This window comes from Candidatus Binatia bacterium (assembly GCA_036563615.1).
Lineage (GTDB): Bacteria > Desulfobacterota > Binatia > UBA12015 > UBA12015 > DATCMB01.
Genome location: DATCMB010000021.1, coordinates 175274 through 200139 on the forward strand (window position 1 = coordinate 175274; position 24866 = coordinate 200139).

Sequence of the window (24866 nt, forward strand, 5' to 3'; positions counted from 1 at the left end):
GGTTTCCGCCGTGTCAGCGAAACGAGACTTCTACGAGGTGCTGGGGGTCGATCGCTCCGCCGACGAGGAGACGATCAAGAAGGCCTTCCGCAAGCTCGCCCTCAAGTACCATCCCGACCGGAACCCGGGTGACAAGCTCGCCGAGGCCAAGTTCCGCGAGGCCTCGGAGGCCTACCAGGTCCTGTCCGATCCCGCCCAGCGTGCGCGCTACGACCGCTACGGTCACGCTGCGTTCGAGGGCGGCGCCGCGGGCTTCGACTTCAGCACGAGCGGCTTCGAGGACCTCTTCGGCGACCTGTTCAACGAGTTCTTCGGCGCGGGCGCCGGACGCGCGCGCAGCCGGCGTCGTCGCGGCGAGGACCTGAGCTACACGCTGCGGGTGAGCTTCGAGGAGGCGGCCTTCGGCTGCAATCGCGAGATCCAGGTGCCGCGCCTCGTGCCGTGCGACGACTGCACCGGCACCGGCGGCCGCGGCGGCGCGCAGCCCGTGAAGTGCCCGACCTGCCGCGGCGCGGGCCAGGTCCGCTTCCAGCAGGGCTTCTTCTCGATCGCCAAGACCTGCGGTCAGTGCAGCGGGCGCGGCACCGTCATCAAGGATCCGTGCCCGCGCTGCAACGGCGCCGGTCGCGTGCGCAAGGAGCACACCCTGCAGGTCAAGGTGCCGGCCGGTGTCGACACCGGCACGCGGCTCAAGCTGCGCGGCGAGGGCGAGGCCGGCAGCGGCGGCGCGGGCGACCTCTACGTCATCATCGAGGTCGCCGAGCACGAGTTCTTCCGCCGCGACGGCAACGACGTCCTGTGCGACGTCCGGATCAGCTTCCCCCAGGCCGCGCTCGGCGCCGAGATCGAGGTGCCGACGCTCGACGGCCCCGTCAAGCTCAAGGTCAAGGAAGGCACGCAGTCGGGGAGCGTGCTGCGCCTGCGCGGCAAGGGCGTCCCGGATCTGCACGGCTACGGCCGCGGCGACCAGCTGACGCGCGTGATCGTCGAGACGCCGCGCAAGCTGACCGCTCGCCAGCGCGAGCTGCTCGAGGAGTTCGCGCAGATCTCGGGCGACGAGGTCTCCCCCGCGCGCGGCTTCTTCGAGAAGGTTCGGGAGAAGTTTGGCTGAGACGCGCACGCTGCGCGAGGTCGGCGAGCATCCGTTCCTGCGGGGGCTCTGCGAGCGGCTTCGCGCACGCAGCGCGACGCGGACCGGAGGCGCGGCGGCGCCGCTCGTCGGTCCGGGCGACGACTGCGCGGTCCTGCCGCGCCCCGAGACGCCGCTCGCGGTCACGACCGACGTGCTGGTCGAGGGCGTGCACTTCCGCAGCGGCTGGCTTTCTCCCGCAGAGATCGGCCGTCGGGCGATCGCCGTCAACCTGAGCGACCTCGCCGCGATGGCGGCGACGCCCGCGTACACGCTGGTCGCGATCACCGCGCCGAACGACCTGCGCGCGGCCGTGCTCGACGAGCTGCTCGAGGGCTGCGCCGCCGCGAGCGAGGAGGCGGGCGCGCAGCTCGTCGGCGGCAACCTGTCGTCGGGACCTTCGCTCGCGGTGACCGTCACCGCGCTGGGCCTGGTCGAGGGACGTTGCTTGACGCGCGCGGGGGCGCGGCCGGGCGACCAGCTCGTCGTCACCGGCACCCTCGGCGCCGCGGCCGCGGCGGTCGCGACCTGGCTCGCCGGCGGCACGCCCGAGCCGGCGCTGCGCGCGCGCTACGCCGCGCCCGAGGCGCGCGTCGCCGCCGGCCGCGCGCTCGCCCGAGCCGGCGCGAGCGCGGCGATCGACCTCAGCGACGGATTGCTCGCGGACCTCGGCCACCTGTGCGCCGCGAGCGGCGTCGGCGCGGTGGTGCAGCTCGACGCGCTGCCGCGCCTGCCGGAGGTCGCGGCGCGCGCGGGACGCGGCGTGGAGCTCGCGGCGCGCGGCGGCGAGGACTACGAGCTGCTGCTCGCGTGTCCGGAGAGCGTCGTGCAGCGTCTCGACGCGCTCGCCATGGACGCAGGCGTCGCGCTGACGGTGATCGGGCACTGCACCGATGCGGCTGGCGACATCGTGCTGCGCGACGCGGACGGCCGCACGCGCGGCGTCGACGACCTCGCGGGCGGCTTCGACCACTTCGGGAGGGAACGGTGACACCGACCCAGCTGCGCGACATCCTCGCGCGGGTCGCGAGCGGCGCGCTCGACCCCGACAGCGCGCTCGAGGCGATCAAGCACCTGCCGTTCGAGGACCTCGGCTTCGCCCGCGTCGATCACCACCGCCACCTGCGGGTCGGCTTTCCCGAGGTGATCTTCGGCCAGGGCAAGGCGGCGGAGCAGATCGCCGGCATCGCGGAGCGCATGCGCGACGCGGGGCAGAACGTGCTCGTGACGCGGCTCGACGCCGCGGTCGCGAGCGAGGTGCGCGAGCGCATCCCGGAGCTCGACTACGACCCGGTGTCGCGCACCGCGGTGGTCGAGGTCACGCGCACACAGGTCGAGACGCGCGGCACGGTGGTGGTGATCGCGGCCGGCACGACCGACATCCCGGTCGCCGAGGAGGCGATGCGAACGCTGGTCGCGTTCGGCAATGCGGCGGAGCGTCTGTACGACGTCGGCGTCTCGGGTCTGCACCGTCTGCTCGCGAGCAAGGAGACGCTCGTGCGCGCGTCGGTGCTGATCGTCGTCGCCGGCATGGAGGGCGCGCTGCCGAGCGTCGTTGCGGGGCTCGTCGACCGCCCGGTGATCGGCGTGCCGACGAGCGTCGGCTACGGCGCCGCGTTCGGCGGGCTCTCTGCGCTGCTCGGCATGCTGAACTCGTGCGCCGCGGGGCTCACGGTGGTCAACATCGACAACGGCTTCGGCGCGGCCGTCGCGGCGTCGCTGATCAATCGCAAGTAACGAGCGCGCAAGTGACGACGCGTCGCGGGACGCGGACGCCGGTCGTCGCCTACGCGGCGCGACGCGCCGAGCGCGCCGCCGGCTGCGGTTCGGACAGCAGCGCGAGCAGCGCACGCTCGCAGCGCCGCAGCACGAGCGCGCCGCACGCCCCGAGCTGTTCCACCGCTGGCGCCGGCGCCGGCAGGACGCGGCCCTGCTCGAACCCCGCCACCACCGCGGGCGCGACGTAGGACGCCCGGCACACGGCCGGCGTGTTGCCGAGGTGGTGGGCCGCCTGCTCGATCGCGGCGACGAGCTTCTTGCGTCGCGCCGACTTGCTCTCGCCCTCGGCGATCCCGGCGTTCGAGAGCGCGCAGGCGCACATCAGCGTCCCGGCCCAGGTGCGGAAGTCCTTGGCGCTGAAGCGCTTGCCCATCACTTCCTTCAGGTAGGCGTTGATGTGCGAGCGGCGCACGTCGGTCACGGTGCCGTCGTCGGCGACGTACTTGAACACCTCGTGCCCGGGCAGCTCGACGAGACGCTTGACGATGCGCGCGACGCGCGCGTCGCGCAGCTCGCGCTGCTGCACCTTGCCCGCCTTGCCGGGGAACTCGAAGCGCACGGTCGCGCCGCGCACGCTCACGTGCTTGCGGCGCAGCGTCGCGAGCCCGAAGCTGCCGTTGCTCGCCGCGTACTCCTCGCTGCCCGGCCGGAAGAACGCGGTCGACAGGATCTGCACGATGCAGGCGAGCACCGTCGCGCGACCGAGACCTGGCTCCCCCAGGTCGCGCGCGAGCGCGCGTCGGAGCTGCGGGAGCGCGCGACCGAAGGCGATCGTGCGCGCGAACTTGCTCGCCTCGCGCCGCCGCACGTGGGTCTCGTGGTAGACGTACTGCCAGCGGCCCGCGGCGTCGCGGCCGACGGCCTGCACGCGCGCGCTCGGCGACGGATGGATCGCGACGTGCGACCACGCGGGCGGCAGGCGCAGACGATCGATGCGGTCGCGCTCGCGCGCCGCGAGCTTCGCGCCGCCGCGCGCCACGTAGCGAAAGCCCGAGCGCTGGCTGCCGAGACGTCGGATGCCGTCGCGCTGCAGTCGCTCGACGATCGTCATGACGCGCTCGCCGAGCGCCGCGCGCGGGCGGAGTGTGCGAACGACATCGTCTTCTCGGAAGCCATTGGTCCGTGGCTGCGGCAGCAAGCCACGTGCCGCCGGAGGAAACGTTGCTTCCGCGCGCGACGTCGCGCGTGACGCCGACGCCAAGCTGCGCCGGGTCGTGCAAGTTCTACCGAGACCCGCTCAGAAGATGCCGAGCACGAGCCCCGCGGCGATGGTCTGCCCGAGCTCCTCGCAGCGCTCGACGTCCTCCTTGTTGAGCTCGCCGCGCACGACGACCGGGTCGGCGACGCGCTTCAGCGGGTAGCCGCGCGCGATGCGCTCGATGCTGGTCACCGCGCCGGTGCCGTCGTTGCTCGCCTTGACGAACACGGCGTAGGGCAGCTGGTTCACCTTGCCCTGCGCCGGGTAGAAGGTCCGGTCGAAGAAGTCCTTCAGCGCGCCCGACATGTAGCCGAAGTTCTCGGGCGTTCCGAACAGGACGGCGTTCGCCCACAGCAGGTCGTCGACGTCCGCCTCGAGCGCGTGCAGCACGCGCACCTCGACCGGCTCGCGCTGCGCGCCGCGCACGACCGCTTGCGTCATCTTGCTCGTGTCGCCGCCCTGCGAGTGAAAGACCACGAGCAAGTGCTTCTGCTCCAGCGCCTCCTCCATTGTCGTCACCATGTCCTCAAGGACGCGGCGATGCGCAACCCTCCGCCGGCACGGGCTTCCGTGAAGGCTTGCCGAAGCCCGTATCCGCGCGCCGCGACGCGTCGCGCGTACGCTCGTTTCGGTTCTTGACGCCACGCTCGCGCCTCGCACGCGCGCCGGCATGGTGCTAACGTCGCCGGGCGGTGTTGCGGAAGACGTCGACCAGGCGGCATCTCACGACCGGACGCACCCGGCGTGCGCTGTCGGTCGGAACGCTGACCACGCAGGTCGGCGGCAACTACCTGCTGAACGCGCTGCGCCGCCCGTTCCTCTCGGTCGACGAGCGGCGCAAGGAGCTGCTCGATACCCACCTGCGCAACGCGATGCTGATCGTCGAGCGCTCGCAGGAGCTCAAGGGCACGTTCCTGAAGCTCATGCAGATGCTCAGCATGCGCAACGACCTGCTGCCGCCCGAGGTGCTGCAGGTGCTGTCGGTGGTGCAGTCCGAGGTGCCGCCGATGCCCTACCCGATGATCCGCGAGCAGATCGTCAAGGAGCTCGGACGGCCGCCCGAGGAGCTCTTCGCGTCGTTCGACGAGGCCGCGTTCGCCGCCGCGTCGCTCGGTCAGGTGCACCGCGGACGCCTGCACGACGGGCACGACGTCGTCGTCAAGGTGCAGTACCCGGGCGTCGACGCGACCGTCGAGCAGGACCTGAAGAACGTCAAGGCGCTGCTGCAGACGTTCACGCTGATCGCGCGCGACGTGCTGCGGCAGAAGGTCGACGTCGACGACGTCTACCGCGAGCTCGAGGAGCGCCTCGGCGAGGAGCTCGACTACGAGAACGAAGCGCGCAACACGCAGCTCTTCGCCGAGCGCTTCGCCGACGACGACGAGATCGTGATCCCGGAGGTGTTCCCCGAGTTCACGTCGCGTCGCGTGCTGACCATGTCGTTCGTCGAGGGCTACAAGCTCGCCGACATCCTCGCGCCCGGCGTCGACCAGGAGCTCAAGGACTGGGTCGCGCTCAAGTACTTCGACACGCTCTGGCGGCAGATCTTCGAGCTCGGGATCCTGCACACCGACCCGCACCCCGGCAACTACCTGGTGACGTACCACCCGAAGCTCGCGATCCTCGACTTCGGCTCGATCCGCATCTTCCCCGAGTCCGTGCGCGCGCAGTACCTGCGGCTCGCGCGCGCGCTCCTCGACCGCGACCGCGCGACCGCCGCGGACGCCTGCGTCGAGCTCGGCTTCATCGACCGCACCGACGATCCGACGCCGATGCTCGAGATGCTCGATCTGATCTTCGAGCCGATCTACGAGGACCGCGAGTACGATCCGCGCGAGTACCAGTCGGTCGAGCGCGCGATGAAGGTCGCGCAGATCAGCCTCGAGAACCGCGTCTTCAAGTCGCCGGGGCACAGCGTCTTCCTGCTGCGCGCGCTGGTCGGGCTCGACTCGTACATCCAGCAGTTCGGCACGATCGCGAACTTCCACCGGCTGTTCCTCGCCTGCGTCGAGCAGGCGGAGGCGCGGACGGCGGCGCGCACGGCGCGCGGTGCGACGTCGCGCGGCGCGGCGAAAGCGGACGGCAAGCGCCGATGACGGTCCTCTACCTCGACGCGTTCTCCGGCATCAGCGGCGACATGACGATCGGCGCGCTGCTCGACCTCGGCCTGCCGCTCGAGGTGCTCGAGAAGGGTCTCGCGCCGCTCGGCGTCTCGGGCTACCGGCTCGAGGTCGGAAAGCGCGTCCGCTCGGGGATCACGGCGACCAAGTTCACCGTGCACCTCGAGGGCGCGGACGGCGACCCGGGGCTCTTCCCGCACGCGCCGTCGCGGCACGCGCACCACCACCACGGGCATCCTCACGACCACGAGCACACGCACGAGCACCATCACGCGCACGAGCACCACCACCACGGCGAGCGCGAGCACGCGCGCAAACCCGACGAGCACGCGCGCCGCCGCGGCGAGCACGCACAGCACGCCCACGGAGACGCCGGGCACGGACACCGCCACTACCGCGAGATCCGCGAGCTCCTCGAGCGCACCGCGCTCACGCCGCGCGTCCGCGAGCGCGCGCAGCGCATCTTCCACGCGCTCGCCGTCGCCGAGGCACGCGTGCACGGCGTGACGCCGGACGACGTCGCCTTCCACGAGGTCGGCGCGATCGACGCGATCGTCGACGTGGTCGGCACGGCGCTCGGCCTCGAGCACTTCGGCGTCGAGGAGGTGCTGGTGTCGTCGCTGCCGCTCGGCTCCGGCTTGACGCGCTCGCAGCACGGCGTGATCCCGGTGCCGCCGCCCGCGACCGTCGAGCTGCTGCGCGGCTTCCCGGTGCGTCCGGAGGACGGCACGCACGAGCTCGTCACCCCGACCGGGGCTGCGATCGTCGCGGCGCTCGCCAAGCCGGCGCGCGGCACCGAGATCGTGCCGCGCGCGATCGGCTGGGGCGCGGGCGAGCGCGAGCTCCCCGACCGTCCGAACCTGCTGCGCGTCGTGCTCGGCGAGCGCGCCGCGCGCTCGACCGGCGCGGCGATCGCCCACTCCGGCGCCGGGACGACGCTCGAGGAGATGGTCGTCGTCGAAGCGAACGTCGACGACATGAATCCGGAGCTCTTCGAGCCCGCGGTCGAGGCGCTGTTCGCGGCCGGCGCGCGCGACGTCACGCTCGCTCCGATCACGATGAAGAAGGGACGCCCGGCGACGCTGGTGCAGGTGATCTGCGAGCCCGCCGCGCGCGAGCGCATCGCCGGGGTGCTGCTGCGCGAGACCACGACGATCGGCGTGCGGATGCACGCGGTCGAGCGCATCGTCCTGCCGCGCGAGCAGCGCACGGTGACGACCCCGTTCGGCGCGATCCGCGTCAAGGTGGCGACGCTTCCCGACGGCTCGCAGCGCGCCACGCCGGAGTACGACGACTGCCGGCGCGCCGCCCTCGAGCACGGCGTGCCCGTCGGACGGGTCTACGCGGCCGCGCTGGCCGCCGCGTCCGCCTGAGCGGAGCGCACACGGCAATCGAACCGAAATCGAACCGGAACCGTATGACGTCAGCCGGGCGATCGGCGTATCGTCCGGCACGATGCACGGACCTTCCCGACGTCGCTTCCGACCGATCGCGCGTTCGTCGTTCAGCTCAGCGCCGCGGCGGATCCCGTGAGCCGCGTGCTGTCCGGTCGCGTCGAGCACGTGCTGTCGGGCGAGAGCGCGCACTTCGAGTCGCTCGAGCAGCTCCTCGCGTTCATTGCGTGCTTGACGTCGAAGGAATCGGCCCAGGGATGAAGTTCGAGGCATCGACGAAGGAGCACGTCATGACACGCAGCAGCTCGTCGCAAGTCGACGGACGGTGGTTCTCGCTCGGCAGCGCGGCGCTCGCCCTGCTCTGCCTGGTGGCGTTCGCGCAGCCGGTCGAGGCGCAGCGCTTCGGCGGCCGCGGCGGCGGCGCCTTCGGCGAGCGCTTCCAGGGCGGCGCCGAGGCCGGCGGCCGCTTCGGCGGCGAGCGCGAGGAGCGCTTCCAGGGCTCGGGCGAGCGCGTCCAGGGCGCGCAGGAGCGCTTCGGCGGCGAGGGCGGCGGTCGCTTCGGTGAGCGCTTCGGCAGCGGCGCCGACGTGGGCGCGAGCGACGCCGCGAGCGCGTCGGGCGACGGCGTGAGCCGCGAGACCCGCGGGGGCGGCACCGTCGACGCGAGCAAGTCGACCGACGGCGACACCACGACGCGCCAGGTCGACGTCACCGGCGCGAGCGGCCAGTCGGCGTCGCACACCGGATCGGTCACCAAGGACGACGGCAGCTTCAGCTACTCCGGCTCCGGCAGCACGAGCGCCGGCGGCACGTCCAGCTCGTCGGCGAGCGGCACGGTCTCCGACGGCCGCGTGCAGTCGCTCGACACCTCGGTCAGCGGCACCAACCGCGACGGCGTCAGCGCCTCGCACGACGGCGACTGGAACCGCGACGGCGACACCGTGCAGTACCAGGGCTCGACCTCGACCAGCACCGGCAAGTGGTCGGACTCGGCCGCGGCGGTGACCAAGACGGACGACGGCTTCGTCGCGCACGGCGCGACCGTCGACAGCCAGGGCGCCGCGAGCGGCACGGTCGTCAAGGACGGCGACCAGATCTACGGCCGCAGCGTCGGCACCGACGGCGACGAGGTGACGCGCAACCGCACGACGTGTCTCGACGGCGACTGCACCCGCACGACGGTCACCACCACCGCGCCGACGCTGCAGCAGTACTACGCGTCGCCCTACTACTATTACCCCCAGTACTACGCGTACTACGCCTGCCCGCCGGGCTCGGTGTCGGTGGTCACCGGCGGCGCCGGCACCGCCGTGTACTCGTGCGGCGTGACGCCCGTCATCTCGACCACCATCCCGCTGACCGCCGCGATGCTCGCCGCCGCCAAGGTCAAGAAGAGCCAGGAGCAGGCCGCGACCACCGCGCAGGTCACCTCGTCGCCGGTCGTCATGTACCGCGTCGCCTCCGACACCGTCGTCTACGCGACGTCGTACGCGCCGGAGGGCCTCTACTGGCAGGACGTCAAGAACCGCTACCTCTGGGTGCCGGGCGCGGCGAGCGGGACGAGCGACGTCAAGACGGCGATCGAGCGCGCGGCAGGGATGAGCGTGCCCACCGCGAACGCGACCGTGATCACCTACACGATCTCCGGCGAGCGCGTGTACCTGACCAACGAGGCGCCGCTCGCCGGAACGTACGGCGAGCGCGCCGACGTCCTCTATGCCTGGATCCCGGGCGTCACCAAGCCGACCCAGGCGCAGAAAGACGCGATCGCGACCGCCGTGACCGCCCACCAGCAGGGCGGCGCGCAGGCGCTCGCCGGCGAGGTCGAGAAGCTGCAGCAGGGCAAGCCGGCGCCGTCCTGAACGACCCCGCGACGGGCGCCGAGTGAGTGCCTTGCGCTCGCGTCGCAGGCTCCCGCGCGCGGCTCGCGGTCGCCTCCGACCGCACGCCGAGACCGGCAAGAAATCGCGCATTTTCGCGCGCCTCGCGGACGAACCCTGCTTTGCCGCGGTATGCCACCCGTGCTACCCGATTGGCCGAAACCATGAACCCGCTCGTGCTGCTGCTGTTCGCCTCGGCGGTTTCTCTTTCGGCTTGTACCTCGCTGCACTGGGCGTCACGCGGCGACGGTTCCTCGCAGTACACTTCACGCAAGACGGCGGAGGAGCTCGGCCTCACCGACGACGATCGCGCGCTCGCGCACTTCCTCAAGGGGGAGGTCGCGATGCGCAACGCCGACTACGACGTCGCCCTGCGCGAGTTCGAGTCGGCCGTCAAGTATGATCCGAACGAGCCGCGGCTGCGCACGCGGCTCGCGAATCTCTACGTCCGCCGCGGCGACCTGTCGCGTGCCTACGAGCAGGCGCGCTACGCCGTCGAGCTCGACCCCGAGGACGTGCAGGCGCGTCTGCTGCTCGCCGGCACGCTCGCCGGGCTCGGTCGCGAGGCCGAGGCAGCACAGGTCTATCGCGAGATCATCGAGCTCGACCCCGGGATGCCGGAGGCCTACCTCTTCCTCGCCGCGCTCAGCAGCAAGGCCGGCGACGACCAGGCCGCCGCGACGACCCTCGAGCGTCTCATCGAGTCCAACCCGCACTCGGTGATGGGCTACTACTACCTCGGCCGTCTGCACGCCGGCGCCGGACGCCTCGACGAGGCCGAGAAGATGTTCCTCGAGGCGCTCAAGCGCAACCCGCGCTCGGGCCTGGTGATGACCGACCTCGCGCTGGTCGAGGAGATGCAGCAGCAGCCGGAGAGCGCGACCGCGCTCTACCGCAAGGCGCTGACCATCGACCCGGAGAACGTCGTCGCGCGCAACCGCCTCGCCTCGCTGCTCGTCGGCCAGAAGCGGCTCGACGAGGCGATCGCGGAGTTCCGCGAGCTCGAGCGCATCGAGGCGGATCCGACCGAGACGCGCGTCAAGATCGGTCTCATCTACCTCGAGAAGGGCGAGCTCGATCGCGCGGCGACCGAGCTCAACCTCGTCCTCAGCACCGATCCCGACAACGCGCGCGTCCGCTACTACCTGGGCGTCGTCTACACCGAGACCGGCGAGACCGCGCGTGCCCGCGAGAACCTCGACATGGTGCCGCGCGAGTCGCCGTTCTACGCCGACGCGCAGCTCCAGCTCGCCTACCTCGCGCAGACCGAGGGCAACCTCGGCACCGCGGCCGAGCACGCGAACGCGGCGCTCGCGGCGCGTCCCGGCTCGACGAGCATCATCGAGTTCCTGGTGTCGCTCGAGCGCGAGCGCAAGCGGCTGCCGGCGGCGATCGAGCTCGCGCGGAAGCTGGTCGAGGCCGATCCCAACAACGACCGCTACCACTTCACGCTCGGCGCGCTCTACAACGAGAACAACGACCGCGAGGCGTGCCTCGCCGAGATGCGTAAGGCGATCGAGCTCAACCCGCAGAACGCCGCGGCGCTCAACTACCTCGGCTACTCGCTCGCGGAGGAAGGACGCGACCTCGACGAGGCGGAGCAGCTCATCCTCCGGGCGCTCGAGATCGATCCGAACGACGGCTTCTACGTCGACAGCCTCGGCTGGGTCTACTACCAGCGCGGCGACTACGCGCGCGCCGTCGACGAGCTGCAGCGCGCGCTCGAGCTCGCGGGCGACGACCCGACGATCATCGAGCACCTCGCCGACGCCTACATGCAGGTCGGCCGTCAGCTCGAGGCGCTGCGTCTGTACCGCGATGCGCTGAAGCGCACCGAGGACAACGCGCAGCGCGCCCGGATCGAGGACAAGGTCCGCGCGATGGAGCGGGCCGACAAGGTGGGCGCGTCGCGCCTGTGAGCTCGGGCCCGCTCGCCCGTACCACCCGCAGCGTCGACGCGGGACGCTCGCGGCTCGGCGCGTCGCTGCTGGCGCTCGCGCTCGTGGCGCTGGCCGCCGGCTGCGCGGGCGTCGCGCGTGCGCCCGGCGACCTGTCGCGTCCGGGGACGCTGCGCGAGGCCTCGCCGCAGGCGCTCGGCAACGTGATCGAGGCGCGGCGCGCGGCGCTGCGCGGCCTGAGCGGCACGGCCAAGCTGCAGGTTTCGATCGACGACACGCGCGGCGGCGAGACGGTGCGCGAGCGTCTGCGCGCCTCGCAGGCGGTGCTGGTCGAGGCGCCGTCGTCGTTCCGGCTCGAAGCGCTGTCGCCGTTCGGCGTGACCTACGCGGTCGCGAGCGACGGCAGCGAGCTCGCGATCCTGGTCCCCGGCGAGCGCACGGTCTACCGCGGCCCCGCGACCGCGCCGGCGATCGGCATGGCGACCGGCGTTCAGGCGACCGCCGCCGAGGCGACCGAGGTCCTGCTCGGCCTGCCGCCGGTGCCGCCGCTGTCGCTGAGCGGCGCCTGGGTGTCGAGCGGGCGCGAGGCCGGGCTCGCGACCGGCACGCTGCCCGGCGAGATCGAGCCGACCGTCCTGCTGCACGCCTTCAGCGCCGAGGCGCCGGGCGACACCTTCGTCGTCGGCTTCGCCCGGCTCCCCGAGAGCGAGACGGCGCCGGTCGTCGCGGTGTTCTTCGAGCGCATCACGGCGAATGGCGAGAAGGTGCTCGAGGCGCGCTTCGGCAACTTCCGGATGATCGACGGCGTGCCGGTCGCGACCTCGATCACGGTGCGCACGCCGCACGCGGAGGCGATCCTGCAGTACGCGGACGTCACGCTGAACCCGCCGGTCGAGCGCACGCGCTTCTCGCTCGCGACCCCCGCCGGCATGCGCGAGGCGCCGCTGGTGCCGCCGGCCTGACGCGGGCGGCCCGGTCGAGCTCGCGGTCCAACCGATGTCCCGCACGCTTCGCTGCGTCGCGCTGCTCGTCGTCGCGCTGCTCGCAACGGCCTGCGAGCGCGGCGAGTCGCGGCTGTCGCGCCGCGCGCACACCGAGACGAGCCGTCTCGTCAACGCGATCCTCAGCGATCCCAAGACCTTCAACTCGATCCTGGTGACCGACGCGACCTCGTCGGACGTGCTGCGGCCCATCTTCGATGGCCTCGTCGACATCGACTACGAGACGACGCTGCCGAAGCCCGAGCTCGCCGAGCGCTGGGAGTGGAGCGACGACGGCAAGGTCTGCACCTTCTACCTGCGGCGCGACGTGCGCTGGCACGACGGCGAGCCGTTCACCGCCGACGACGTCGCGTTCACCTTCGCCGCGATCTTCGATCCGAAGGTGCCGAACAGCGCGCGCTTCACGCTCACCGTCAAGGGCGAGTCGATCCGGGTCGAGGTGGTCGACGAGCACACGGTGCGCTTCCTCCTGCCGGAGCCGTTCGCGCCGATTCTCTCGGCGGTCGCGCTGCCGATCCTGCCGGAGCACGTGCTCGGCAAGGCGCTCGCGGAAGGGCGCTTCGCGCAGGTCTGGGGCATCGACACGCCGCCCGAGCAGATCGTCGGCACGGGGCCGTACAAGCTCAGGCGCTACGTCCCGGCGCAGTACCTCGAGTACGTGCGCAACGACGACTACTGGAAGCGTGACGCGAACGGCGAGCGCCTGCCCTACCTCGAGCGTCGCGTGACGCTGATCGTACCCGAGCAGAACGCGCTCAGCCTGCGCTTCCTCGACGGTCAGACCCACTACTACGCGCCGCGCCCCGAGGAGATCGCCGACCTGCAGGACCGCGCGCGCGAGCTCGGCATCAAGGTCGACGAGATCGGCATCGACGCGGGGATCCTGTTCGTCTCCTTCAACCGCAACCCGCGCCACTACGGCGACGATCCGCGCCTCGCGTGGTTCACCGACCGCCGCTTCCTGCTCGCGCTCGCGCACGCGATCGACAAGCAGGGAATGATCGACACGATCTACTACGGCTTCGGCGAGCCGGCGGTCGCGTACACCTCGCCCGCGAACCCGGTGTTCCACAACCCGAACCTGCGCGACTACCCGTACGACCTCGAGCTCGCCGCGCGCATGCTCGACGAGGCGGGCTACCGCGACCGCGACGGCGACGGCTGGCGCGAGGACGAGCGCGGCAACCGCATCGAGTTCGGGCTGGTCACCAACGCCGGCAACCTGCTGCGCGAGCGCATGTGCTCGATCTTGCAGGACGACTGGACGCGGCTCGGCCTCAAGGTCAACTACCGTCCGCAGACCTTCCAGTCGCTGGTCGAGCGTCTGAGCTCGAGCTTCGACTGGGACGCGGTGCTCATGGGCTTCACCGGCAGCATCGACCCGAACAACGGCGCGAACCTGCTGCGCTCGAGCGGCAACCTGCACCTCTGGAACCCGGGCCAGAAGACGCCCGCCACGCCCTGGGAGGCGGAGATCGACCACCTGCTCGACGTCGGCGCCGCCGAGCTCGACCTCGAGAAGCGCCGTCAGGCGTACTTCCGCATCCAGGAGATCCTGCACGTCGAGCTGCCGATGCTGCCGACCGTGCGGCAAAAGATCGCGTTCGCGTACAGCGACGACCTGGTGAACTTCCGCCCGACGGTGTGGGGCCTCTACGAGCCCGAGCGCATCCGCATCGCGGCTCCGTCGACGGCGGCGGGACCGGTCGCTTTCGCGCGCTAGCGCGAAATTCCGCGTCCGCGCCAAATCCCGCGCAACCTCCTTCGCAGGATCCGGGCGGGATGCTAACCCGAGCGCACATGCCCCGCGTGCGACTGCTCCACACCTCGGACGTCCACCTGCGCCCGGACCGTCCGGAGCGCCGGCGTGCGCTCGAGAAGGTGTTCGCCGAAGCCGTCGCCCGCAACGCCGACGGCGTGATCGTCGCGGGCGATCTGTTCGATCGCGCGGCCGACGTCGTCGCCGAGCGCGCGGCGGTCCGCAAGATGGTGCAGGAGATCGCGCCGCGTCCGGTGATCTTCGTGCCCGGCAACCACGATCCCGACGCGTACGCCTCGAGCGCCGACTTCGGCGCCAACGCCGTCGTGCTCGCGAAGACGCCGTACGCGCGCGCCCGCGCCTGCGGCCTCGACTTCGTCGGCGTCCCCTACCAGCACGGGCGCACGGTCGCCGAGTGCTTGACGGGGCTCTCGACCGATCCGCGTCACACGGTGGTGGTCGCACACGCGACGCTGGTCGACGGCGTGGCGGACGCGTTCGTCGGCGACGGCGAGGAAGGAGCCTTCATGCCGGTGTTCGCGCCGGACGTGACGCGACGCTGCTGCTATGCGGCGCTCGGCCACGTGCACGCCGGACGACACCTCGCGCAGCGCGAGGGCGAGCGGCTGATCGCGTACCCCGGCTCGCCGGTGACGACCAGCGCGCGCGAGCTCGGGCCGCGCGGCGTGCTGGTGGTCGACCTCGAGCCCGGCGTCGGCGTGCTCGCGCACGAGCAGGTCGCGCTCGCGACGCCGTACCACGAGCGCGTCGAGGTCTCGTGCATCCCGGGCGCGGAGCGCGAGGCGGTCGAGCAGCTCGCCAAGCAGGCGGCGGCGCTGAAGGGACCGGGCGTGCGCGTGATCGCGCGGCTGACCGGCGCGTCGGTCGAGCCCGAGAGCACGCTGCGCGAGTCGGCGAACCGCGCGCTGGCGCTCGCCTGGGGCATGCCGGTGCCGAGCGCGACGCCGCCGCGCGCCGCGGTCGACGACGACGCGGCGTCCTTCCCGATCCTCGAGCTCTCGGTGGCGAGCTTCCCGCAGCTCGCGCAGATCCCGGTGGTGTCGGAGTTCGTGACCCGGCTGGTGGGACGTGCGCGCGAGCGCGGCGACGACCCGGCGACCGTCGCGCGCGCGCTGCGCATGGGCCTCGCCGCGTTCCAGGAGTCGCTGCCGTGAGCATCCGCATCGAGCGGCTCGCGATCCGCGACTTCGGCCCGCTGCGCGACCTCCTGCTCGAGCCGGCCGACGTCACGGTGGTCTATGGCCCGAACGAGGCCGGCAAGACGTCGTGCATCGACGCGCTCGTGCGCGCGCTGCGCGACCGCGTGCGCTCGGGCGGCTCGAAGCTGCTCGAGGGCTTTCGCGAGGGACCCGGCTTCACCGGCGAGATCCAGCTCAAGCTCGTGCCCGAGGAGGGCGGCCCGCTGATCGAGCTGCTGCGCGAGCACCCGTCGCTCGCGCGGCTGTTCATCGTCCGCGACGCCGACGCGTCGCTCGAGACCGGACGCAACTGGCTGAACGCGATCCGCGGACGTCTGGTCGGCATCGACCTGACCAAGGTCGCCGAGCGCGTGCGCAGCACGGCGGCGCTGAGCCAGAGCGGCGAGCTGCGCGACGCGAAGCAGGACGAGCGTCAGCGCCTCGCCGAGCGTCTCGCGCGCGTCGAGGCGTTTCTCGCCGACCTGCCCGCGGTCGCGCTGGTGATCGACGACATCGAGCGCACCGAGCGGCAGCGGCAGAAGCTGCGCGAGCGCTGCGAGAAGCTGCGCGCCGCCGAGCGCTACGAGCGCTACCGGATCGCGCGCGAGGCGCTCGCGCGCTGGCGTGCGGCGAGCGCGGAGCTCGCCGAGCTCGAGCGCTACGGCGAGGACGACCTCGTGCAGTGGCGCGAGGGCGTGAGCGCCGTGCGCGCGGCCGCCGCGGTCGCGAAGAGCGCCGAGCACGACACGCACCGCCTGCGCGACGAGCTCGCGCTCGCGGCCGAGGAAGTGCGCAAGAAGGAGCTCGCGGCGGAGCACGCGACCTCGCTCGCGACCGAGTGCACGCGGCGCGATCTCGAAGCGGTGGTCAACGCGGCGCGCATGCTGCGCTCCGCGGCGCACCTGTGGTCGCTCTGGCGCACGCCGCTCGCGGTGGTCGGCACGCTGCTCCTGCTGCTCGCGGTCGGGGTCGGCGTGGAAGCGCTCGCACACCCCGAGGACGCGTCGCGCAGCGTGTCGCTCGGGCTCGCGGCGGGCGCGGCGGCGTTCGCGGGGCTGCTCTCGGGCGGGCTCGCGATCTTCGCGACGAGCCGCATGCGCGCCGCGGCGCAGGCCGAGGAGCGCGCGATCGCGAGCTGCGGCGCGCTCTTGCGTCGCGCCAACACGCTCGAGGACTGCGCGACCCAGCTCGCCGCGATCAGCAGCGGTGCCGATCGCGCGCAGCTCGAGCTGACCGCCGCGACCGAGAGAAAGCGTCAAGTCGAGGCGACGCTCGCCACCGCGCAGCGCATCGAGACCGAGCGCCTGCAGCGGCTCGACGAGGCGCAGCGCAAGATCGCGCAGGTGCGCGAGCGTGTGCGCCTCGCGAGCCTCGATCAGCTCGAGGAGAAGCTTCGTCAGCGGACGCGCGCCGCGTCGGCGCGCGATCAGGCGCGCGCGACGCTCGCGAGCCTGCTCGGCGAGGTCGCGGACGGCGACGTCGAGCGGCGCATCGAGGCGCTCGCCGTCGCGGATCCCGGGCTCGCCGCCGACCCGAACGAGCTCCTGCAGTGCGAGCAGCAGATCGAGCAGCTCGACGCGCGTCTCATGCGGCTGCGCACCGAGCTCGGCGACCGCCGCGAGCGCACGCTCGCGACCATCGGCCTGCCGGACCTGAGCGCGGCCGAGGCGGAGCGCGAGCGGCTTTCGGCCGCCGTCGCCGCGATCGACCGCGACGCCGCGGCGGCGCGGCTGTGCGTCGAGACGCTGCAGGAGCTCGCGCAGGACATCGACCGTCCCCTGCGCGAAGCGCTCGGTCCGGGACCGGGCGGCGCCGGAGCCTACCTCTCGCGCCTCACCGCCGGACGCTACCGCTCCGTCGTGCTCGACAGCGAGGGACGGCTCGCGGTCGAGCGCAAGGACGGCACGCGCTTCGGCAGCGAGTCGCTGAGCCGCGGCGCGCGCGACCAGCTGTCGCTCGCGGTGCGCCTCGCGCTCGTCCGCCGGCTGCTCGGCGAGCCCGGCTTCCTGGTGCTCGACGACGCCTTCCTGTCCTCGGACGCGACGCGCCGCGAAGCGCTCGCGACCGCGCTAGCCGAGCTCGCGCAGGAAGGCTGGCAGATCATCTACTTCACCTTCGATGCGCTGCTCCGCGACCGGCTCGCGCAGCTGCACGCCAAGCTCGTCGACCTCGCAGCGCCGCCCCGGATCGTCGAGTCGGCGTGAGGCAGAGCGGCGCGGGCGTCACTCGAGCGCGGCGAGCACGAACAGCGGTGAGCCGTACTCGACCGGCGTCCCGTTCTCGGCCTCGATGCTGACGATCCGCCCCGGCGTCTCGGCGTGGATCTCGTTCATCATCTTCATCGCCTCGATGATGCACAGCACCTGGCCGGGCTGGACGACGTCGCCCTCGCTGACGAAGGGCGCCGCGTCGGGCGCGGGCGCGCGGTAGAACGTGCCCACCATCGGCGAGGTGACGACGAGGTGGCCGGGCGGCAGCTCGCCCTGACCGTCACCGTCGCTCGCCGAGGGCTCGTCGCGCACGAACGACGGCGTCGACGCGAGCGTGGCGTCGTCGCGCGGCGCCGGCTCGCGCTCGGCGTGGTCCGGCGCGGGGTCGCCCGCCCGCGCGCGCGGCACGGCGCCGCGCACGAGACGGATCTTCCCCGAGCGGTCCTCGACCTCGAGCTCGGTGAGGCCCGCCTCCTCCATGAGGCGGACCAGCTTGCGGATCTCTTCGACGTCCATGGGGCTGGGGGCGGCGCTTCGGGGTCAGTGCTTCGCCGGGCCGCCGGCGGCGAGCGCCGCCGCGGCGCGCAGGCCGAGCAGGTAGCTGTCGACGCCGAAGCCACAGATCTGTCCGGTGGCGATGCCGGCGATCAGCGAGCGATGCCGGAAGCGCTCGCGACGGTGCACGTTGCTCAGGTGCACCTCGATCACCGGAACGCCGGATGCGGCGAGCGCGTCGCGCAGCGCGACGCTGGTGTGCGTGTAGCCGGCGGCGTTGACGACGATCGCGCTGATCCGACCGCGCGCCGACTGGATGCGATCGATCAGCTCGCCCTCGTGGTTCGACTGGAAGGTCTCGACGTGGACGCCGAGCTCGGCCGCGAGAGCCGTCAGCCGACGGTCGATCTCGGCGAGCGTGATGCGGCCGTAGATCTCCGGCTCGCGGTCGCCGAGAAGGTTCAGGTTCGGGCCGTGCAACACGAGGACGCTCGACACGGCGCGGATGCTAGCACGCGGACCGCCATTTGCCTCGCGGCCTCGGCTCCCCTAGCGTCGCGGCCCATGTCGCTTCTCCGCAAGGTCCTCGGGGTGAAGATCGTGATCTCGCTCGTGCTGTGGGTGCTGCCGCTGCTGTTCCTGCCGGCAGGGCTGTTCCCCGAGTTCGGGATCCCGACCTGGACGCCGGCCGCGACGATCTTCGTCCGCCTGCTCGGCGCGGCCTATCTGGCGATCCTGGTGATCGAGGCGTGGAGCTGGACGTCGCCGGAGCGCCATCCCACCGGGGTGGTCGCCGGCCTGGTGTCGAGCGCCGGCGCGACGCTCGTGCTGTGGCACTACGTGTTCTACGGCGAGCTCTACAACTGGGAGGTGATCGGCAAGCTGCTGATCACGAGCTGGCTCGTGCTGCACGCGATCTTCACGATCCTGCTCGGCATCCTCGCGGTGCCGCTGCTGCGCGCGACCGAGAGCAGCCACCCCCACTCGCCGACGCCGTAGCGCACGCGCGCCCGACGGCGTCGGCGCCGAAAAAGAAAGAGGCGCGAGCCCCTCGGGCCCGCGCCTCTTCCCGTCCGCTCAGCCGAGCCGGCTCACGGCGTCGGCGCCGGCGTCGGCAGGTCCATCACCGTGGCCGTGCCGACCGCGCCGCGCGAGTCCACCACGAGGATGGTGAAGGTGCCCGGCGAGTTCTTGGTGTAGGTGAACGTGCCGCCCGACGACGGGAGGGTCGTCGGCATCGCGGTGCCGCCGCTCGCGTTGATCGTGTACGGCGGCACGCCGCCCGTCACCGCGAACACCTGCATCCCGCCGATCGACAGCATGGCGTTGGACGGCACCACCACCGGCGGAGCCGGCGTCGGCGTCGGAGCCGGCGTCTGCGTCGGCTGCGGGGTGGGCTGCGGCGTCGGCGGCGGCGGCTCGACCGGACCCGGCAGGAAGATGTTCGCCGTGGTCATCAGCGAGGTCCCGGCCACCGACACCCGCACGGAGCCCGCGAGACCGGCGAGGTTCGCCGGGTAGATCAGGCAGGTGAGCGCCGTTCCGGGCTGCGGGTTGATCGCGAGACCGGTCTCCGACTCGTAGGGCGCCGTGTTGCACGGCGGCTGGCCGTTGGTGAAGCTCGGGCTCACCACCGAGGCCGAGGTCGGCTGCACCGGACCCCAGTCGACCTGCACGCCGTCCGCGACCGGGTTGCCGTTCGCGTCGGTGACCAGCGCCGACAGGATCGTGACGAAGGTCCCGTCGTTGTTGTCGCCGAACGCGTTCGCCTTGACCAGCGCCGCCGTGAGCCGCGCCGGCGGACCCGGCTGCTCGGTGCGCTGCGAGGTGATCGGCACCACACCCTGGCCGGACGCGCCGACCGTCTGGGCGCTGATGGTCAGGAACTGCGGCGGCGTGCCGCCCGGCACGTTGAGGATCGTCGCCGCCTGGCCGTTGGCGTCCGTCACCGCCGTCAAGTTGGACAGCGTCGGGAGCGTCGCCGGCGGCTCCGGCGGCTGTCCCTCGATGGTGAACAGCACGTTGAGCCCGGCGATCGGATTCAGGTTCTGGTCGAGCACGGTCGCGGTGATGTTTGCAGTGCCACCATCGACGCCGTTGACCGTCGGCGGCACCGCCTGGACCACGACCGTCGACGCGGTCTGCGGCGTCGGCGACGGCGGCACCGGCGTGCCGCCACCACCGCTCGGCGTCGGCGCCGGCCCGACGGTGACCTCCGCGGTCGCGATCTGACCGGACTGGTCGGTGCAGATGATGGTGAACGTCGTCGAGCCGCTCACCTCGCCGGCGGTGAAGGTCGTCGTGCCGCCGCTGTTCGGGATCGTGGTCGGGTTCAGCGTGCCGCCGCTCGGCGTGCAGGTGTACGGCGGGACGCCGCCCGTGATCGCGAACACCTGCGACTGGCCGGTGACGAGCGACACCTGCTCCGGCATGATCGTCAGCTCGGTGAACTCGACGTTGACCGTCGCCGTGACGGCGTTGCCCGCCGCGTCGACGATGGTGAAGGTGTGCGTGCCCATCAGCGCGCCGCCGCCGCGACCGGTCAGCGTGTAGCGGATGGGAACCGGGAAGCGGCCGTCGTCGAGCAGCTCCGCGACGCCGAGGCCGCTCGCCGCGTTCTGCAGCATGTAGGGCGGCTGCGGATCGACGAACGGCTGGCCGCCGATCACCAGGAACTGGATGACGGTGCCCGGCGCGGGGTCGATCACCGTGATCTCCTGCGGCAGCACCTGCAGCTCGCCGGAGATGAAGCCGACGTCCCTGAGCTGCAGGAAGATCACGCCGCCCAGGTGGAAGTTCGTCGGCGCGGTCGCCTGCACCGCGAGGCGCCCCGGCGTGCCGCCGGCGCGCATGGTGATCGCCGCGAGACCGCTTCCGTCGGTGACCGCGGTTCCCGTCGGGAACTGGCCCTCGAGCGGCGGCGGCGCGCCCTCGAAGGTGATGTCGGGGAACGAGGCCTCGAAGGTGATCGGCACGCCCGCGATCGGGTCACCGAGCGGGTCGAGGAGCCGCGCCACCACCGTCACCTCGTCCGCGTTGTTGGCGTCGATGCTGAAGCGGTCGAGCCCGACCGTGAGCGTGCCCGAGTTGCTCGACGTGCCCGCCCGGTTGAGGACGAACTGCGGCGCTCGTGGCGGCGCGCCACCGTCGGTGCCGCCGCCGCAGTTGGTGACGCCCGCTGCGACCGCCACGGCCAGCAGCGCGACGAAGAAAGACGCGACCCTTCTCATGACCCTACCTCCGCAACCAGCCCCCACGCGGCCGCCTGGTCAATCACAGACTCACTCGACTACGGTGATCGTGTAGCCGATCTCGTTGGTCTCGTAGTTCGTGCCCTGGTCCGACCGTCCGCGCGCGTACATGAAGACGTTCATGACGTAGGGCGGTGCGGGCAGACGGTTCACGTTCTGATTGAGCTGGGCCATGATCTGCGGCGGCACGATATTGCCCTGCAGCGACACGAAGACGACGTTCGGCTCGCCGCTCGGCGTGGTGCCCTGGAACGTCGTCGGCGGGATGGTCGCACCGATGTTGATCGCGTGCGGACCGATCTGCACCGCCGCTCCCGGGATGTCGTAGCTGAACACGACCTCGGTGACGTTGATGAACTGGTTCGACAGGTTGTTGATGAGCTGCAGCCAGCCGCCGCACGGATCGCCGAACGGGTCGTTCGGGTTCGGGAAGAACGTCGTCCCGCTCAGCGAGATGGTCGCCGTGTTGTCGGCGATCGCACCGTCGACGGTGATCGGCTCGGTGCAGGTGATCTGATCGGGCTGGATCGACGCCTGCGACTGGAACGTCCCGCCGGCGCGAAACACGATGCCCTGATCGTTGTTCCCACCGCCACCACCACAACCGGCCAACACGGCGGCCGCGAGCGCCAGACCGGCCCACCACGTCCTCGTCACCATGACCACACCCCCAGCTCGCCACCCGCCTCGGGCGGGCGTATTTCTCTGCGCCGAAGCGCTCAGACGCGCTCCAGCGCCGCTTGCAGCTCCTCCGTCGACAACCTCTCGAACCGCGTGCGGCCGAGATCCTCGAGACACACGAACTTCACGCGTCCCTGGCTCCGCTTCTTGTCCGCCTCGACCGCCAGCGCGAGCGCCGGCCGGCCGAGATCGACTGGTATGTCGGTCGGCAGGCCATAAAGCGTAAGCAACCTCAGGACGCGGTCCGCGACCTCCTGCCGGAGCAGCCCCCTCTGCACCGACAGGCGGAGCGCAAAGCCCATCCCGATCGCGACCGCCTCGCCGTGCAGGAACGTCCGGTACTCGGTGAGGGTCTCGATCGCGTGGCCCAAAGTGTGCCCGAAGTTCAGGATCGCGCGGTAGTCGCTTTCCGTCTCGTCGGCCGACACCACGAGCGCCTTCATCTGCGCGCAGGCGTAGACCAGGTGCTGGATCGCGTCCCGGTCGAGCGCCAGCACGCGCTCGTGCTCCTTCTCGAGGAACTCGATCAGCTCGGGCGACAGGATGGCGCCCGTCTTGATGACCTCCGCGAGCCCGGCGCGCAGCTCGCGCGGCGGCAGCGTCGCGAGCGTCGAGGTGTCGGCGAGCACGAAGCGCGGGTGCTTGAAGGCGCCGATCAGGTTCTTGCCGGACGCGAGGTCGACGCCGGTCTTGCCGCCGATCGCGGAGTCGATCTGCGCGACCAGCGTCGTCGGCACCTGCACGAGGTCGATCCCGCGCAGGTAGGTCGCCGCCGCGAAGCCGGTCAGATCCCCGACCACCCCGCCGCCGAGCGCGACCAGCAGCGAGCCGCGCTCGATCCGCGCCTCGACCAGCTTCTCGTAGACGAAGTTCAGCCAGGCGAGGTTCTTGTGCTCCTCGCCGTCGGGGATCTGGATGGTCACCGGATCGAAGCCGGAAGCGCGCAGGCTCGCGCGCACGCGCTCGCCGTAGAGACCGTCGACCACCGGATTGGTCACGATCGCGAGCCGCTCGCCGAGCCCGAGCGCGCGCATGCGCTCGCCGAGGCTCTCGAGAATCCCCTGGCCGACGTAGATCGGGTACGAGCGCTCGCCGAGCTCGACCGTCACCTGCTGGGCCTGCGGAACCTGCTGCGCGGCCATGCTCACGCCTTCCCTGCGGCCGACTGCGCGCGCGCCGCGGACTCGACCCGCTCGAGCTCGGCGACGATCGCGTCGACCACCTGCTCGACGGTCAGCGAGGACGTGTCGATCTGGAACGGCACGCGCGCGTAGCGCTGTGCGCGCGCCTCGAGCAGCTCGGTGATGCGCTCGCTCAAGCTCGCAGGCCCCTGCAGCAGCGGACGGTCGGCCACCGTCCCGCGCAGACGACGTGCGAGCGTCCGCGGCGACGCCGTCAAGCACACGAGCAGGCTGCCTTCGCGGAGCGCCGCGAAGTTGTCGTCGTCGAGCAGCGTGCCGCCGCCCGTCGAGACCACCGCATCGGGCGAGCTGGCGGCGATCTCGCGCACCACCTGCCGCTCGCGCTCGCGGAAGCTCGCCTCGCCCTCGGTCGCGAAGATCTCGCGCACCGAGCGTCCGGCAGAGCGCTCGATCCTCTCGTCGGTGTCGATCAGCTCGCGGCCGAGACGCGCGGCGAGCCGCCGGCCCACGGCGGTCTTGCCGGTGCCCATGAACCCGGTCAGCACGACGCGCATCGGCCTGCCTCAAGCTTCGCGCACCTGCTCGAGGTAGCCCGCGTGGTTGCGCTTGATCTCGCGCAGGGAGTCGCCACCGAACTTCTCGAGAAAGGAGCGCGCGACCTCGAAGGCCACCACGGCCTCGGCGATCACCGCCGCGGCGGGGATCGCCATGACGTCGGAGCGCTCGATGGTCCCCTTGGTCTCCTCCTTGGTGTGCAGGTCCACGGAGGCGAGCGGCTTCATCAGCGTCGAGAGCGGCTTGAAGGCGACGCGCACGACCAGCGGCTCGCCGTTCGACATGCCGCCCTCGGTGCCGCCCGCGTAGTTCGTGTGGCGCTTGAAGCCGCCGTCCCAGGAGATCTCGTCCTGGGCCTGCGAGCCCTTGCGACGCGCCGCCTCGAAGCCGAGGCCGATCTCGACGCCCTTCGCCGCCTGCAGCGACAGCAGCGCCCCGGCGAGGCGGCCGTCGAGCTTGCGGTCCCAGTGCACGTGGCTGCCGAGCCCGGGCGGCAGCCCGGTCGCGACCACCTCGACGACGCCCCCGAGCGTGTCGCCCGCGCGCTTGCACTCGTCGACCAGCGCGATGATCGCGCGCTCCGCCTCGGGATCCGCGACGCGGACCTCGCTCTGCTCGGCGGCGGTGAAGATCGTGTCGTAGTCGAGGCCCTCGTGCTTCGCCTTGATCGGGCCGACCTCGCTCACCCAGCCGCGCACCTCGATGCCGAACTCGCGCAGCAGGCACTTGGCGAGGGCGCCGACGGCGACGCGCATCGTGGTCTCGCGCGCGCTCGCGCGCTCGAGGATGTCGCGCACGTCGCGCCGGTCGTACTTGAGCGCGCCGGTCAGGTCGGCGTGGCCGGGACGCGGCCGGGTCACGACGTACTTCGGGTCGCGGTCCTCGGCGCGCGGCGACATCTTGCTCGTCCAGTTCGCCCAGTCCCGGTTCTCGACGACGAGCGTGATCGGCGAGCCCAGCGACTCACCGAAGCGGATCCCCGAGCGGATCTGGACCTCGTCACGCTCGATCTTCATCCGCCCGCCACGCCCGTAGCCCTTCTGGCGCCGCGCTAGATCGTGGTTGATGGCCTCCGCGGTGACCGGCACCCCGGCAGGGAAGCCTTCGACGATCGCGGTCAGGGCCGGGCCATGGGATTCGCCCGCGGTGAAGAATCTCAGCATGGCAGACTACTA

General features: G+C 71.9%; 22 protein-coding genes. 13 read left to right on the plus strand and 9 right to left on the minus strand.

What is annotated here, in order from left to right; all coding sequences use genetic code 11:
• The first annotated feature begins 10 nt into the window (after positions 1-10).
• From dnaJ to larB, 3 genes are read left to right on the plus strand one after another with little or no spacing between them, the layout of a single operon-like run.
• On the plus strand, positions 11-1111 hold the full coding sequence (gene dnaJ / locus VIS07_17760) for a molecular chaperone DnaJ (GenBank protein HEY8517361.1): 1101 nt from the start codon (positions 11-13) through the stop codon (positions 1109-1111).
• A complete protein-coding gene (gene thiL / locus VIS07_17765; protein HEY8517362.1) occupies positions 1104-2120 on the plus strand; it encodes a thiamine-phosphate kinase in 1017 nt (338 codons plus the stop codon). Before dnaJ ends, thiL begins: the two co-directional genes overlap by 8 nt.
• Entirely contained in the window at positions 2117-2866 is a 750-nt protein-coding gene (larB, locus tag VIS07_17770) for a nickel pincer cofactor biosynthesis protein LarB (protein HEY8517363.1), read from the plus strand. The genes thiL and larB overlap by 4 nt, the downstream gene beginning before the upstream one ends.
• Before the next feature lie 49 nt (positions 2867-2915).
• Here larB and VIS07_17775 read toward each other — a convergent pair whose 3' ends face one another.
• Together VIS07_17775 and VIS07_17780 are read right to left on the minus strand one after the other, a co-directional pair.
• Positions 2916-3959, minus strand: coding sequence for a DNA topoisomerase IB (locus tag VIS07_17775; GenBank protein HEY8517364.1), 1044 nt, complete (start codon positions 3957-3959; stop codon positions 2916-2918).
• Between the two features lie 186 nt (positions 3960-4145).
• Positions 4146-4616, minus strand: a complete 471-nt coding sequence (locus tag VIS07_17780; protein ID HEY8517365.1) for an NAD(P)H-dependent oxidoreductase — start codon at positions 4614-4616, stop codon at positions 4146-4148.
• 182 nt (positions 4617-4798) lie between these two features.
• On the opposite strand from VIS07_17780, the gene VIS07_17785 reads away from it, so the two are divergent.
• The 9 genes from VIS07_17785 (at position 4799) to VIS07_17825 (ending at position 17561) form a co-directional block, all read left to right on the plus strand.
• Positions 4799-6202 carry an AarF/ABC1/UbiB kinase family protein gene (locus tag VIS07_17785; GenBank protein ID HEY8517366.1) on the plus strand — a complete coding sequence of 468 codons (1404 nt, stop codon included), beginning with the start codon at positions 4799-4801 and terminating at the stop codon, positions 6200-6202.
• Positions 6199-7599: a nickel pincer cofactor biosynthesis protein LarC gene (gene larC, locus VIS07_17790; GenBank protein ID HEY8517367.1), complete on the plus strand. Its 1401-nt coding sequence runs from the start codon at positions 6199-6201 to the stop codon at positions 7597-7599. The genes VIS07_17785 and larC overlap by 4 nt, the downstream gene beginning before the upstream one ends.
• A 156-nt stretch (positions 7600-7755) precedes the next feature.
• Positions 7756-7881 (plus strand): hypothetical protein, encoded by a 126-nt coding sequence (locus VIS07_17795; protein ID HEY8517368.1) that lies wholly within the window; start codon positions 7756-7758, stop codon positions 7879-7881.
• 29 nt (positions 7882-7910) lie between these two features.
• Complete coding sequence (locus VIS07_17800) at positions 7911-9482, plus strand: hypothetical protein (protein ID HEY8517369.1); 1572 nt, start codon at positions 7911-7913, stop codon at positions 9480-9482.
• Positions 9483-9664: 182 nt separating this feature from the next.
• Positions 9665-11419, plus strand: a complete 1755-nt coding sequence (locus VIS07_17805; protein HEY8517370.1) for a tetratricopeptide repeat protein — start codon at positions 9665-9667, stop codon at positions 11417-11419.
• The gene (locus VIS07_17810; protein ID HEY8517371.1) at positions 11416-12360 is read left to right on the plus strand and encodes a hypothetical protein; all 945 of its coding nucleotides are present in this window, start codon (positions 11416-11418) and stop codon (positions 12358-12360) included. The genes VIS07_17805 and VIS07_17810 overlap by 4 nt, the downstream gene beginning before the upstream one ends.
• Positions 12361-12394: 34 nt before the next feature.
• Positions 12395-14122, plus strand: a complete 1728-nt coding sequence (locus VIS07_17815; protein HEY8517372.1) for an ABC transporter substrate-binding protein — start codon at positions 12395-12397, stop codon at positions 14120-14122.
• Between the two features lie 77 nt (positions 14123-14199).
• Positions 14200-15333 (plus strand): DNA repair exonuclease, encoded by a 1134-nt coding sequence (locus tag VIS07_17820; protein ID HEY8517373.1) that lies wholly within the window; start codon positions 14200-14202, stop codon positions 15331-15333.
• The gene (locus tag VIS07_17825; protein ID HEY8517374.1) at positions 15330-17561 is read left to right on the plus strand and encodes an AAA family ATPase; all 2232 of its coding nucleotides are present in this window, start codon (positions 15330-15332) and stop codon (positions 17559-17561) included. The genes VIS07_17820 and VIS07_17825 overlap by 4 nt, the downstream gene beginning before the upstream one ends.
• An 18-nt stretch (positions 17562-17579) precedes the next feature.
• On the opposite strand, the gene accB is transcribed toward VIS07_17825, so the two are convergent.
• Positions 17580-18083 carry an acetyl-CoA carboxylase biotin carboxyl carrier protein gene (gene accB / locus VIS07_17830; protein ID HEY8517375.1) on the minus strand — a complete coding sequence of 168 codons (504 nt, stop codon included), beginning with the start codon at positions 18081-18083 and terminating at the stop codon, positions 17580-17582.
• A gap of 24 nt (positions 18084-18107) precedes the next feature.
• Positions 18108-18560 carry a type II 3-dehydroquinate dehydratase gene (aroQ, locus tag VIS07_17835; GenBank protein HEY8517376.1) on the minus strand — a complete coding sequence of 151 codons (453 nt, stop codon included), beginning with the start codon at positions 18558-18560 and terminating at the stop codon, positions 18108-18110.
• Positions 18561-18626: 66 nt separating this feature from the next.
• Between aroQ and VIS07_17840 the strand changes: the two genes are divergently transcribed.
• The gene (locus VIS07_17840; protein HEY8517377.1) at positions 18627-19061 is read left to right on the plus strand and encodes a hypothetical protein; all 435 of its coding nucleotides are present in this window, start codon (positions 18627-18629) and stop codon (positions 19059-19061) included.
• A gap of 92 nt (positions 19062-19153) precedes the next feature.
• Here the strand turns inward: VIS07_17840 and VIS07_17845 are convergent, their stop codons facing one another.
• From VIS07_17845 to aroC, 5 genes are read right to left on the minus strand one after another with little or no spacing between them, the layout of a single operon-like run.
• Positions 19154-21292 (minus strand): hypothetical protein, encoded by a 2139-nt coding sequence (locus VIS07_17845; protein ID HEY8517378.1) that lies wholly within the window; start codon positions 21290-21292, stop codon positions 19154-19156.
• A 51-nt stretch (positions 21293-21343) separates the two neighbouring features.
• Entirely contained in the window at positions 21344-21973 is a 630-nt protein-coding gene (locus VIS07_17850) for a hypothetical protein (protein ID HEY8517379.1), read from the minus strand.
• Between the two features lie 59 nt (positions 21974-22032).
• Entirely contained in the window at positions 22033-23136 is a 1104-nt protein-coding gene (gene aroB, locus VIS07_17855) for a 3-dehydroquinate synthase (GenBank protein HEY8517380.1), read from the minus strand.
• 2 nt (positions 23137-23138) lie between these two features.
• The gene (locus tag VIS07_17860) at positions 23139-23690 is read right to left on the minus strand and encodes a shikimate kinase (GenBank protein HEY8517381.1); all 552 of its coding nucleotides are present in this window, start codon (positions 23688-23690) and stop codon (positions 23139-23141) included.
• A gap of 9 nt (positions 23691-23699) precedes the next feature.
• On the minus strand, positions 23700-24854 hold the full coding sequence (aroC, locus tag VIS07_17865) for a chorismate synthase (protein HEY8517382.1): 1155 nt from the start codon (positions 24852-24854) through the stop codon (positions 23700-23702).
• Positions 24855-24866 lie beyond the last annotated feature (12 nt).